Source organism: Acinetobacter venetianus RAG-1 = CIP 110063, from assembly GCF_000368585.1.
GTDB classification, from domain to species: domain Bacteria; phylum Pseudomonadota; class Gammaproteobacteria; order Pseudomonadales; family Moraxellaceae; genus Acinetobacter; species Acinetobacter venetianus.
In genome coordinates, this window is the sequence record NZ_KB849558.1 from 827,281 (window position 1) to 841,525 (window position 14,245).

At 37.9% G+C, this 14,245-nt stretch carries 9 protein-coding genes; 4 read left to right on the plus strand and 5 right to left on the minus strand.

Going from position 1 to position 14,245, the window contains the following annotated elements:
• Positions 1-5: 5 nt before the first annotated feature.
• The 4 genes from F959_RS09500 to F959_RS09515 all read left to right on the plus strand — a co-directional run bounded on the left by F959_RS09500 (position 6) and on the right by F959_RS09515 (position 6,384).
• Positions 6-1,583, plus strand: coding sequence for an AMP-binding protein (locus F959_RS09500; protein WP_004879520.1), 1,578 nt, complete (start codon positions 6-8; stop codon positions 1,581-1,583).
• Between the two features lie 89 nt (positions 1,584-1,672).
• Complete coding sequence (locus F959_RS09505) at positions 1,673-2,128, plus strand: GFA family protein (protein ID WP_004879523.1); 456 nt, start codon at positions 1,673-1,675, stop codon at positions 2,126-2,128.
• Between the two features lie 30 nt (positions 2,129-2,158).
• Positions 2,159-3,310, plus strand: a complete 1,152-nt coding sequence (locus F959_RS09510; protein ID WP_004879525.1) for an acyl-CoA dehydrogenase family protein — start codon at positions 2,159-2,161, stop codon at positions 3,308-3,310.
• A 125-nt stretch (positions 3,311-3,435) separates the two neighbouring features.
• A complete protein-coding gene (locus F959_RS09515; protein WP_004879527.1) occupies positions 3,436-6,384 on the plus strand; it encodes a Tn3 family transposase in 2,949 nt (982 codons plus the stop codon).
• 118 nt (positions 6,385-6,502) lie between these two features.
• Here F959_RS09515 and F959_RS09520 read toward each other — a convergent pair whose 3' ends face one another.
• From F959_RS09520 to F959_RS09540, 5 genes are all read right to left on the minus strand, one after another.
• Positions 6,503-7,471 (minus strand): lipase/acyltransferase domain-containing protein, encoded by a 969-nt coding sequence (locus F959_RS09520; protein WP_004879529.1) that lies wholly within the window; start codon positions 7,469-7,471, stop codon positions 6,503-6,505.
• Between the two features lie 299 nt (positions 7,472-7,770).
• Entirely contained in the window at positions 7,771-8,631 is an 861-nt protein-coding gene (locus tag F959_RS09525) for a DUF7281 domain-containing protein (RefSeq protein WP_004879532.1), read from the minus strand.
• Positions 8,628-9,869 (minus strand): hypothetical protein, encoded by a 1,242-nt coding sequence (locus F959_RS09530; RefSeq protein WP_004879534.1) that lies wholly within the window; start codon positions 9,867-9,869, stop codon positions 8,628-8,630. Before F959_RS09530 ends, F959_RS09525 begins: the two co-directional genes overlap by 4 nt.
• A 9-nt stretch (positions 9,870-9,878) precedes the next feature.
• On the minus strand, positions 9,879-10,529 hold the full coding sequence (locus F959_RS09535) for a hypothetical protein (protein ID WP_004879536.1): 651 nt from the start codon (positions 10,527-10,529) through the stop codon (positions 9,879-9,881).
• Positions 10,526-14,239, minus strand: a complete 3,714-nt coding sequence (locus tag F959_RS09540; protein ID WP_004879538.1) for an ATP-binding protein — start codon at positions 14,237-14,239, stop codon at positions 10,526-10,528. Before F959_RS09540 ends, F959_RS09535 begins: the two co-directional genes overlap by 4 nt.
• Positions 14,240-14,245: the final 6 nt, after the last annotated feature.

Sequence of the window (14,245 nt, forward strand, 5' to 3'; positions counted from 1 at the left end):
AACAAATGACTTATTACAGCAGCTATCCAGAAGTCGAAATCCCAACAAGTTCAATTTATGACTACATCTTTTCTTCGTTGAAAAATGAGGAACTTGAACGTATTGCTGTGGTAGATGGTACCCAGCAAATTACTTATGGTCAGTTATGCCAAAAAATTGATGCTTTTGCAGGTGCACTGTATGCAAGAGGCATTCAACAAGGTGATGTGATTGCTTTACATGCGCCGAACGGTTTAGGCTTTATCATTGCTTTTCATGGCATTTTGCGAGCTGGTGCAACAGTTACAACACTGAATGTATTGTATAGTCCAATGGAGATTAGTAGCCAAATCAATGATTCAAAGGCAAAACTTTGTATCACAACCTCAATGTTTTTATCTAATGCAGTAGCTGGTGTGTCAGATGCTGGACTTGATCACAAACAGATCATTGTGTTGGATCATGTAGAAAACTACGTCTCTATGGCTGAACTTATTACTCAAGCTTATAGACCACCAGAGGGCTTCGTACAAGCAGCAACCCAACTTGCTGTCTTGCCTTATTCTTCAGGAACAACGGGAAAAGCAAAAGGTGTCATGCTGACTCACCGTAATTTGGTTGCAAACATTGCTCAATGTTCAGCTGTATTACCAATACGTGAGGATGATACAGTACTTGCTGTACTGCCTTTTTTTCATATCTATGGCATGAATGTCATTATGAATTTGACGCTAAAACAGCGAGGAAAATTGGTCATTCTACCTAAGTTTGACTTAAAACCTTTTCTTGAACTCATCCAAAATGAAAAATGCTCTAGCATCTATATTGCACCACCGATTGCAGTTGCTTTAACCAAACATCCATTGGTAAAAGAATATAATCTATCCAGTATTCGTACCATTGTTTGTGGGGCTGCACCAATGGACGAAGCACTTGGGGCAGCTTTAACAGCACAAATTCCTGCGGTGTTGTTACAAGGTTTTGGCATGACTGAATTAAGTCCAGTATCCCATGTTACTCCTCTGAATAATCCAAATATTCCAGTTGGTTCAATTGGCCTAGCTGTTCCCAACATTAGTTTCAAAGTGGTTGATTCCCAAACGGGCGATGAAGTTGAAAAAGTTCCAAATGGACGGACTCAAGCAGGTGAAATGCTGGTCAAGGGTCCAAATGTCATGGTGGGCTATCTAAATAATCAAGAAGCCACCAATGCAACGATTACAAGCGATGGTTACCTCCATACAGGAGATATTGTTGAAGTAGGTGCACAAGGTGAAGTTTATGTGGTGGATCGCTTAAAAGAACTGATTAAATATAAGGGTTATCAAGTTCCACCTGCCGAACTGGAAGCATTACTGCTCACTCATCCAGCTGTTGCTGATGCAGCCGTTGTTGCACACCCAGATGAAGATGCTGGTGAAATTCCACGTGCCTTTGTTGTGCTTCAACCTAATTCAGATATTGCTAAAGATGAAATCATGGCATTTGTCGCGGCTAAAGTCGCTCCACATAAACGTATCCGAATTGTGGATTTTATTGAATCCATTCCTAAATCGTTGTCAGGGAAAATTCTACGTAAGGAATTAAGGGGTCTTCCTTTATAAAAACTTTTAAATGAAGTTGGTGGATTAATTTCCATATTGAGACACCAACACGTTATCAATTTTAACATTACAAATTTAAAGGAACCCTGATGAGCCTCGAAATCTCATGTTCTTGTCAACATAATAAATTGGTGCTGAATGGTCCAGTGATCATGCGTTTTATTTGTCATTGCTTAATCTGTCAAAATGTCTATAAGGCACCCTATGCAGATGTAGTTGTGGCATGGAAAAATGATATTGTTGCCACTAAACCACAAACCCTTGAATTTAAAAAGTTCCGCATGCCACCAGCAGTGAACCGAGGGCTCTGTACCCAATGCCAAAAGCCAGTTTATGGTTATCTTAAGTCTTATGTGAAACATGACCTTGCTTTTATTCCAGCACAAAACTTTAAAGACCCTTCTGTACTACCAAAGCCTTGTTTACATGAATTCTATCACCGTGCCGTCTCGCCTATAGAAGATGGATTACCAAAATATTATGGTTATATGCACAGTATGTTTGGTTTAAGCAAAGCTCTCATTAAAAGTCTTCATTCATTATAAATAAGCAACGAGTTTGAAAGGGATTTCACTATGCACTTCACCACTGAACATGAAGCTTTACGTCGTACTGCACGTCAGTTTGTTGAATCTGAAATCAATCCTTATATTTTAGAATGGGAACAGGCAGGACAGTTTCCAATTCATGATGTATTCAAAAAAATGGGAAGTCTTGGTTTACTTGGTATTTGCAAGCCTGAAGAAAATGGTGGATTAGGATTAGATCTATCCTACAACCTTGTGGTTGCTGAAGAATTCGGTCGTTCCATTGCTGGAGGTGTTGCTATGGCGATGGGGGTACAAACCGATATGGCAACACCAGCACTTGCCCGATTCGGTAGTAAAGAACTCAGAGATATGTTCCTTACTCCTGCGATTGCTGGTGATTATGTAGGTGCAATTGCTGTGTCTGAAGCTCATGCTGGTTCTGATGTTGCAGCGATAAAAACAGCTGCACGTAAAGATGGTGATGAGTACATCATCAATGGCAGTAAAATGTGGATTACCAATGGTGGCCAAGCAGATTTTTTCTGTTTGTTAGCCAATACCTCGGATGATAAGCCACATCGCAATAAGTCTCTGATCGTTGTACCCTCTCATCTTAAAGGGGTCAGTACCTCTAAACCATTGCATAAGTTGGGCATGCATTCCACCAACACAGCACAAGTATTCTTTGACGATGTCCGTGTACCGCAACGTTACTTAATTGGTAACGAGGGGGCTGGATTTGCCATGCAAATGATGCAATTTCAGGAAGAACGCTTATGGGTTTGTGCCAATGCATTAGGTTCGCTTGATCTATGTCTGGAGCAAACCATTCAATACACTCGCGAGCGTACAACCTTTGGTCAACCTGTTATAAATAATCAGTACGTACACTTTCGCTTTGCTGAACTAGCAACTGAAATTGAAGCCTTACGTGCTTTGACCTACCATGCTGCTGAATTGCATGGTACTGGGAAAGACGTGACCATGCTAGCCTCTATGGCAAAGCTTAAGGCTGGACGCTTACTACGAGAAGTCACCGACAGCTGTTTACAGTATTGGGGTGGTAATGGCTTCATGTGGGATAACGTGGCATCACAACTTTTTAGAGACACCCGTGTTGCTTCTATTGCAGGAGGCACTGATGAAATTATGCTGGGAATTATTACCAAGACTATGGATATGCTGTCTAAACCTTAGTCATGGAAAAGCTTTCTGACTAAACATTTAAGCCCCTTACGAACTTTAATTTTAAAAATTTAAGGGATTGATTATAAACCAAATATTTACAGTAAATATGAATTGATCATAGAGGAAAGTGATTAATGACTTCTATTGAACGGACTGCCTATCCTCGATTTAAAAAACATATTTCAAAAAAAGAACTTGAGCAGGTTTATACGCCTAGTCAGGCTGAGCTCAACTTTATATCCAAACTTGCTCGTAAATATGAGTTAAGACTTGGGGCAACATTATTATTAAAATCATTTCAACGATTGGGTTACTTCCCTGTCTTTAAGGATATACCTCGTCCTATCGTTCAACATATTAGTGAGCTACTCAATTTTCAGGGTAATCCATATTTAGACTATGAGGAACGAACACTCTACCGCCAGCACCAGAACATAAGAAGTTATCTTGATGTTTTGGAATATAACAGAAAAGGTGCCAGGATTATTGAAACATCTATGACAGCAGCAGCACAGGTCATGGATAATCCTGCCGATATTATTAATGTAGCAATTGAAGAGTTAGTACGCCAAAGAGTTGAGTTACCAGCTTTTAGTACACTAGATCGTATGGCTGGGAAAATTCGCCATGCTGTAAACCAATCATTTTTCGATATGGTTAATGCAAAGCTGACTTACTATGAAAAAGATCAATTAGAAGAATTACTAAATGTAGCTGACCCTAAGCAAAAAAGCATCTTGAATACTCTTAAAGAATTGCCTAAAAGGTCATCACTACAACATTTACAGCGACTATTGGACCATATTGTAAGGTTGTCAAATACAGTCGGTGCTAACTATCACCTAGATGGAATACCCCATACTAAAATTAAACATTTTGCCGCAGAAGCCCGTATTATGGATGTGGCTGAATTAAAAGACTTTAATGTAGCTAAACGTCATGTACTCTTATTAAGTTTGATTTATCGTACTCGTATCAAGGCCCGTGATGACTTAGCCAATATGTTTATTAAAAGAATGAATCATATTCATCAACGGGGTAAAGACGAACTTGAGCAATTACGGATTCGCCATCGACATAAAACTGAATTTTTAGTGGCAACCCTTTCCAATGTGATTGATACATTAGATACTTATCCAGAAGATGCCGAAGCTGGTCGTGCAGTCCGACAGCTTCTAATTGATCAGGGAGGACTTGAAGCCATTCAGGATGATTGTGCTGCAATCACTGCATATAGTGGAGATAATTACTATCCTTTATTATGGCGTTTTTATCGTAGCCACCGTGCGACCCTTTTCCGTATGGTGCATTTACTTGATTTAACCTCAACTAGCCAAGATCAGTCACTCATACAGGCAATAAATCTATTGCTTGAATATGAAAATCGAAGAATCGCTATCATAGATGAAAAAGTTGACTTTTCTTTTACCAATGAACGCTGGAAGAAGACCATAATTAAGGGAGATAAAATTAATCGGCAACATTTCGAGGTATGTGTATTTTCTTCACTGGCCGCAGAAATTAAGTCTGGTGATATTTCAATTTATGGTTCAGAAACTTATGCTGATTATCGGGAACAATTATTACCATGGGTGGAATGTGAACCGCTTGTTGCCAACTACTGTGAACAATTAAATTTTCCCAATAATGCCCAAGACTTTACAACTCATTTAAAAGACTGGCTTAGTACCGTTGCCAACACGATTGATCAAAACTATCCAAGCAATGGTCATGTAACTATTGGTGAGAATGGTGTTCCGGTACTTAAAAGGCATATGTCCAAAGAGCCAACAGCCTCTTCTAAAGAGTTGGAAACTACACTTTTACAACGTTTACCTGAACGCAATGTTATTGATGTACTTTGTGATGTCGCTCATTGGACGGGTTGGACTCGACATTTCGGTCCCCTTTCTGGTTCAGACCCAAAAATAGATAACCCTACAGAACGATATATTCTGACGGCCTTTACCTATGGGTGTAATCTTGGTCCAGCACAAGCTTCCAGACATTTGCGAGGTACTGTCACACCACACATGTTGTCTTTTGTGAATCGTAGACATTGTGATGTAAATAAACTGAACTCTGCAATGGAAGATATTATTAACCATTACCACCAGTTTAAATTGCCAAAAATCTGGGGTGAGGGAAAAACTGCTGCGGCAGATGGAACCAAGTATGATATGTATGACCAAAATCTAATGGCTGAATACCATATCCGCTATGGAGGTTATGGTGGGATTGCCTATCACCATGTCGCTGATAACTATGTTGCCCTTTTTAGTCACTTCATTCCTTGTGGTGTTTGGGAAGCCATTTATATTATTGAGGGTTTATTAAAAAATAAATCTGATATTCAACCAGATACCGTTCATGCCGATACTCAGGGTCAATCAGCACCTGTTTTTGCCCTAGCCTACCTGCTGGGTATCAACCTTATGCCACGCATTAGAAACTGGCATGATTTGAAAATGTTTAAACCAGATAAAGATGTTAAGTACAAACATATAGATAGTTTATTTAAAGATGTTATCAATTGGGAAATTATTGAAACTCACTGGCAGGATCTACTCCAAGTCGTTTTATCTATCAAAACAGGTAAAATTTCTTCGTCCATGATTCTACGGAAACTTGGAAATTACAGCCGAAAGAACCGACTATATCAGGCATTTCGAGAGTTAGGGCGAGTTGTACGTACAGTCTTTCTACTACGATATATTTCTGATCTGGATTTGCGTGAGCAAATTACAGCAACGACCAATAAAGTTGAAGCATATAATGGTTTTACCAAATGGCTTTTCTTTGGAGGTGGTGGCACAATCACTGAAAATGATCCAGAAGAACAAGAGAAGATCATTAAATATAATGACTTAGTTGCCAATGCTCTTATCTATCACAATGTAGTGGATCAAACCCGTATATTAAAAGAACTTGTCAATGAGGGTTATCTTATCAATCGAGAAGATATTGCCAGATTAAGCCCTTATATCACAAGTCATATCAAACGTTTTGGGGACTATATTATTGATATTAATATCGTGCCTGATCCTGTTGATGTAGAATTTTCTATAGAACAAAATGAATAATTGTCATGCAAACACAGGCTATTATTAAGAGCTAAAAGAATCTGCAACGCAAAAGCTTCTTTTAGCTCTAGCATTTAATTTACTTTAAATAGTTCTTTAATCTCAGAACATCTATTGTTCACTTCTGATCTAATAGCTTATCAATATAAGTAGCTACTTCATAAGTTTTCAGATATCCCTCTATGCTATGAGGGTTTACATTTTCTGTTAGGCTAACTACAGATGTATTAGTTATTGCTGGATCAATTGGATAATCAGGCGCTTCTAATAATACTCCCGCTATTGGATCATTTTCAGCTCTGAAATTTACCCAGTGCCCTTTACGAATACAACTTGGTACACCAAGAGGGTTTGCCCTTATTGAGTTGAATAACTCCATACCTAAAGGTGAACCCAAAGTAATGAATCCTTTTATATGATCAGTCTGGCTTAAACTAGATAGTACCTTATAACTAACTATACTTCCCAATGAGTGAGCGATAAGAATACATGGTTCATTAAGTGTATCCAATAACAGTTGATTAACTTTGTTGTGATACTGTGCATCCTTTAGATATAAATAGGACTCCTGTGCAAACTCACGAGCAACAAACTGGGTTAAATTGGGAAACTTTTTCTGTAAAATTTTTACTATTGCGGTAATGGTATAAAAAGGAATCAATTTAAGAGCAAACTGAGTTTTTAATAGCCCATCCACTGTTTGAGCCGGTTGAATATTTTGTAAGTCTAATAATTCTTTAGTCAACTCAGGATCATTCTTACAAAGCTCTAAAGCAAATTGCATTGCAATTTCACTTTCTTCCTGAGAATTGGTTGAAACTTGTAGCATTACCTCATCATCAAGATCATTTGGTAAATCAATCCCTAACATTTTGCTATCAAAATTTGCACTAAATACAGACCAAGGAAGACGAAATGATCTCTTCAGATCTGCATAATAAACGAACTCAATATTGGCAGGATCTATTTTATTGGGATCAAGTTTATTTAAATGAAAGCTGTCTCGTAGTGCACTCTCCCACTCTTTTTCAAGATTTTCCTTTGTAAATCCACTTTTCCAAACCCCATGTATCAATACAATTTTCATATTTATTCTCCTTGATAAGTTTCTTTGTTTTTTTAAATGTATTGATTCCCAATTTACAAATAAGACAGTCACAAGGGAATAGCCATTTGTCGCATTAATCCCTAAATATCAAACCTCGTACAAACCATTTTTAATAATATGACAATTTATATCATGCAATACTATGACAATTATTATACTTCGGGTGGTTTTAAGTACTTAATTCAATGGCAAAAATTGAATTTATTGAATATTTTTTAATGAGTTCCATTTTTCTAAAAAATCGCTCTCTTTCTTTTCAATAGGTGCTTTATTACCCATTACAGATCAATATATTCCACTCCATTCAAGAACATAACATGTTCTTGCATCATTGCAATTTTCTCTGCCTGCATTACCGTAAACATTCTGTGAAGATATGAATTTTTAGCGAGCTTTTCCGATAAACCAGACAATTTATTAAACTGGTCAAGATATTTATCTGTTTGATTACATGAATGATTGTTTTTTAGGTATTCCCATCCCTTTGGAACAATGATTGAAACTGGTCTTATCGTAAAATAGTTCATTACTATGGATAAACCGCTTGGATCAAAGTCGGCATAAATCGCTACTGGAACATTTAATCCTAATTGAGCTAAAAGATTTTTCACAGTACTTTGGTTTTGCCCCTGTCCACGATAGACAAATAAGCTAGACTGCCATATCGTGGGTAAACATTGATACCACTCATGCAAAGTGAGTAACATCGTAGCATTCTCAAGTACCACCAATCTTTTTATACCAGTAATATCCAATTCACCAATATCTATTGTTGGAACGAACATAGGATATCCAATTGGCATACAGACTGATTTCAGAGGTAAATCATGATGGACTGATGCAAATACCAGCTGATCTGCAAACACCTGTTTGGACGTATTTTTTTCATTGCGATGTACTTTTACTGTTTCGAGACGATTCTGTCCTGTAGGCAGCTCATCTAATACATTATCCTTGCGATATTGTTGGTACAAATTTTCTAATATCTGGTAATCCCGTTCATTTAAACACAGACCATTAATGACACGCTTACCAATCCCATGTTCTCCATGAAGTAATTGCCATGTTTTATTTAATCGAACCTGTGTAGACTTTTCCCTTAATACATCCCGAATGACGTTTAACTGAATCTGGTTCACATGATCCTCCTAGATTTAGTTACAACTACATCATGTACTAAAAAGTTACCATCAAAATATGGTGTCTGGGTTTCTTCCATGCGCATCGTAATTTTGTGTTCATGTGTCTTTTGGTTCACATGATGATAGCTAACCAATGACATTAACCAGAATTCTAGCTCAACCTTTGGATGTAGTTTCTCGAAACAATCTACACCACGCCATTCTGTACCAGCATCGCTCTGTAAGGCTGCCTCAAAAAAATATTCTAGGGCCGTCTGTAATGGACTTTGTTCCACAATCTCAACCTCATTTGTTTGGTTGATGGTTGTTTGAGCTTCTGCCAGTTTAATATTCGATTTGGCATGTCGATTTTCTGCTGCTTTTGCGCCCAGTTCTCCTAAAATATCGAGTTGACTATATTGATTAACGTTACCATAACCTAATAATGGTATGGCTGTGACCCTATTAAACCCATCTGGTGTTATCCCTGCCTCTAGTTGCATGTCAATCTGATTCTCAGATAAATAGCGATGAACTGAATCAATCAATATATTGCGGTGCTGGATCAGTTGTTCTTTTTTAAGTGCTGTAATCTGTTCCTTAATCTGGTGGGCTGTATTTAATAACTCACGATTACAAGCATTTACTACAGGTTGCAAACGTCGCTTAACCAGTCGTTCAAGCTCTTTACCTAAACACATCACTTGATCCAGCCAATCCGCACTTAATATTGTAAGTGTCTCGCGTAATTTACCATGTTGTTTTAACGCTTGTTCAGTCACATGAATTTTTAACTCAAGATCGGATATGACAGCTAAGTGATCTGCCACTATACTGGAAAAATATAAGCAGTTTTCATGCAGTAAACTGGACAATTCAACCACCAATTCACTGAGTTGGCTTAAATAATGTCTAGCTTCAGGCAGACTTCTTTGTCTAGCAAATTGATAGGTCTCCGTACAGCTCTCAATTTGGTTAATACATCCATGAATATCGTCACTGGAATTTTTGATTCGCCCTTTCTTTTCAAAATGTGAAACAAACCTGACAACTGTACTATGCAGGATATAAGCCTCAGTATCTGTTTCGATATAGCCTAATCCTGCTTTATTCAACCGTTTAATCATTGTTTCATGTTCAGGGCTAAATTCAATCGCACCATGATTATTACTGATCGCGGCCCCAATCACATCAATATGTGTAGCTAAGGTCGAGCAGGCTTTTGCAGCGGGATGTTCTTTTCTGGCTTCATTCATACTGGGTACCTATATCAAATTATCCTGAACTAGCTGCCCTGCTGTGTCATGCAAGTTGTCCGTCGGGATCTGTTCACAGGCACTGATATATTCCAATTGCTCATAAAATAATGACCATTTCGCTGTGGCTCGATAGGTTGTTCCAGCATCATGACCCGCTAGAATCAGGTATTTTTCATCCTGCAAATAATTCAGTACATATTGCAATTGATCGGATGCATTGGTACTTGTCGATTGTTTAGCAACTTTTTGAGCAAGTTTTTTCAGTTGCTCACTGCCTAAATGAGATTGCTCTACACTGGTAAGCAATTGACCTTTTGAAATGATATCTCCATATTCAATTGGCTTACTGCCATTGGTCAGTGTACGGCACAAGCGTACCCATTGCACAATGGGTTCAATTCTCGAAACAAAATCATTAAATTGTCGCTGAATAATCTTACGAATTTCTGGAGACTCAATATCCAGATAAGCACAATAAAACCCATTACCATCATTGCTGCGAATACAGTTACGATTCAGTCTGGATAAAAAATGATTGATCTCTTGAAGATTATCAGGCTGACACAAATCGCTATACAGGGATTTATCCAACCATATATCAATAATTTCACCACGAAGTAACCGCTCTATGCACTCACCGAAAGATTGATGATTCATTCTACATAGCTCCCTGCAACAAGTAGTGGATTCTGTTGAATTTTTGACTTGACTACAAACTGAGAAATGCCTTTATCTTTGTCAATATTATATTTATATTGAAATGACCTACCGATTTCTTCACTCATTTGTGGTTGAGCACACACCAGATAGACCTGTTGCTGTTGCATCAATTCTAGTAATTTAATGCTATTAGCTGAGTCAATTTGCCCCAACTCATCAATTGGTAAATGAATTGCTACACTTTCATCTGCACACAAATGACGGATTAATCCTGTGAAGATTAATAAGATTACCAAGCGGGATAAACCTGTAGATGAGGCCTCTGCCAAATCCCTGTCATTTCTCACCTTGACCAAACGAGTATTTTCTCTGAAGCAAATGCTCATTTCCACCATGGTTTTTAGGTCATGACTTTCAACATTAGAATTATGTAAAGCTTTTATTGCATTTTCCAAAGAGGCAATGACGCTTTCATTAGGAAGTTCATTCACATCAGAGTTAAACTTATTCACAAAACTTTCCAGATCCGTAAGATAACCAAATTTATTGATTGTAGCTTCAAGTCGGATCTCAATATCACTTAATGATGAAAACGGATTATGGGTATTAATATTCGAGCTCAGATCATCTGAGACTCTGGAGACTTTCCGTTGAAACCGTTTGAGTGATTCATAATGGTTTTGAAAAACGATACCCAATGACTGGTATGCCACGATCGTTGCATTAATTTTGGATGGAATTTCATGCTCTAGCATTTTTCCCAATACTGTCATGGCCTGTAACATATAAGGTAAACTGTCTACCTGATAACGAGAATCGAGCATCTGGTTACTCCAGTATTGTTCCAGACCGTTACCCTGTGCCAGACTCAAAATCTGTTTCACCAATGTATGTAATTTAAGGCTTTGTTGACGTAAATCTACCAATTGCGACAGTTGCTCCTGTCCATGATTTAGATACCAGTCAAAATCCAATGGTTTCTCTACTTCATCAATAGCAAATTCTGATTCTAGCTCGGTGAAATCCTGCATTGATGGCTCTAAACGTTTTAATAAGTGCTCAAGTTGCTGCGATTTTCTGTGAATGATCTTGAGAGTAGCTTGATACTGTCTGTTATGTTCACTTTTTTCCTTATCTAGTTGTTGTAACGCTTTCTCAATATCTGCATGTTCTTTCTCTAGATATTCAATCGCTTCCTGAATCATTTTTAATTGGTCGTGAAGTTTAGTACGTTGACTAAGTTCTACCTCAACCCATTTATGATAGGCATTAATTCTGCCAATGTATCCATTCACCCTCTCAAACTGCTGTTGAGCATCGGTCAAACGCTGTTTCGCACATTTTAGCTGCTGCGTATCCACACCTTCAGCCTGCAATGCCCTATCTTTAGCTCTAAGCAATTCAGCAATTTTATCATCACTCTGTTTTATCGTCTGGCGAATATTGTCTTCAATCTGTTTTACTTGTTGCTGAAGCTGGGTGTCTTTAAGTTGATACTTTGCTTTTATGGCATCACGGGCTTTTTCTTGTAGTTGTTGCAGATCATTTTTAGCTGACTTATGCTGCTGAATCAGGGATTTTTGCTGTTGTTCGGCATCCTGCAAGAGTTGGGCAGCTCTTTCCTTGCGTTCATTGATATTCAGGCGAATGTCTTTCTCTATACGTTCCTGTGCGGCATCTAATTCCTGAGATTTTTTATTTAAATTGTTTAACTCCTGCTCAGACACAGACAGCTCTATTTCCAAACACTTCAACTCTTCTTTGGCAGTGTTCGTTTTACGTTCCAGCATCGTCTGGTCAGCCTGATATTGACTACAACGCAAAGCCTGCTGTTCAATACGCTTTTTAAGATCCTCCAGCGTGTCCGCTTCCTGAGGTAAACTCAGCTTATCTAGTTCTAAATGCAATCCATAAAATGAGTTTTGATTTAATTCATCAGTTTCCCATTTAGGATTGAGTCCTTTTCTAAGCAATAAAACAGGATTAATCAATTTCCCAATATTCTGCTTCCATGACTCATTGGGATGAGTACGCAGAAAACTGATTAATGAACTTTCATTATTTAATTGTTCACGTAATTTTTGTTCCTGTTTCTGTTCTTTATCCAATAAATTTTTGTGTTTTTCCAATGCCATAAGTGCATCATGCACCTGTTTTTTGTGGGCTTCAAGGTTCTCCTTGAGTGGAGTATGTTTACAGAGATGTTCTGAAATCTGTTGTTTCTGTTGTTTTAATAATTTTTTATTTAAATCCAGATGTTGCAACTCGTCATAAGTATATGCTCCAGCTTCGCCAACACTTCGATGTGCCTGCTGAATATTTTCATTTATGGTCTCAAGAGCTAATTCCTGCCTGTTTGACAATTCACCTAATTCTTCCTGCTGGTCTGCCCGAAGCATCTCTTCATCTAGCGATTGTTGTTTGAGTAGTTCAATCTGTTGGTGATGAATATCTTCTTTTTTCTGTTCCCATAGCCCTTTTTCCCGAGATGTTTCCTCCCGAATCTGACGTAAATGCTGATCATGGGAATCTACAATATCTTTGGCAGAAGCCTCCAAACGTTGTAGTTGAGCCTGTTCCTCTTGCACTTTAACTTGATAGACAGGTAGATCATGATACTCACTGATCATGCGATCAATATTGAGTTGCTGATATTCCTGTTCCTGCCTATTGATATGCTCAATCTGATTTTTAACTGCTGTACGTTCACCTTGTTTGCTATGTAGTTGAGTCGCCAGATTAGTTATAGTCGTTTGTAATGCATCATAGTCCTGTTCGTATTTTAGTAAATAGGTATCATGCTCCTGTTGTAGCTCACGCTCATCCTCTATAAATTGTTCAGTTAACGTATGAGCCTGTAACTTCACCTTAAAAAGTTGCTGATATGTTTGAATAACATTTGCTCTAAGTTGCGTACCTTTTTCAAGTTGAGAACTTGCTTTTATAAACTCCTGCAAACTTCTCATATCTTCGATCAGATTTAAGTTTGCCGTATGAGTTAGACCTTTATCACCTACAACTGCATTTTCATCCTGTAGATAAGCATCTACCAGCATACTTTTAAACTTATTAATCAGATCTACCTGAGACATAGGTACACGAGTTAACTCACCCAGATGACGCAGTGTATATTGACGATCACACATGGCGTAGTCTGCTGCCAATATACGAAGACTCTTATCACGAGCAAAACGCTCTTTATCGTTATGCAGAATAGCCCGATAATCCAGTATCGTTTCAATTTGCTTACTGATTTTAATATTATTTAATTGCAGTTCATGAATAATTTCATTCACTTGCATATTTTTTGCAAATAATTCATCGAACTGTGGCGCAAAAAAAGTTTCTTCAGCACGTCCTTGTACAAAACGATAAATCAGTTTCGTACCATTCTGGTGTCTATACATCACGACACAGCACATACCCTGTTGCCCAAGATATTCATATACAATCATTGATTGCAGATTAGGCAAATAAAAATCCAGAAAACTAGATTTATTACCAGCTTTTTGCACCATGCTTTCAGGTGAAATTCCAGCAAATATCGGTAATAAATTAAGCATACTGGTCTTACCACGACCATTCCCACCAATCAAATTGGTATGTCCATCACATCGCAACTTCACCCGTTTATTTCTAATATAAGAGTTATGTAAATAAATATTTTTTAAACCTTTGGTTATGGCTTTGTGATTTATGCTGTTCAAAGTATT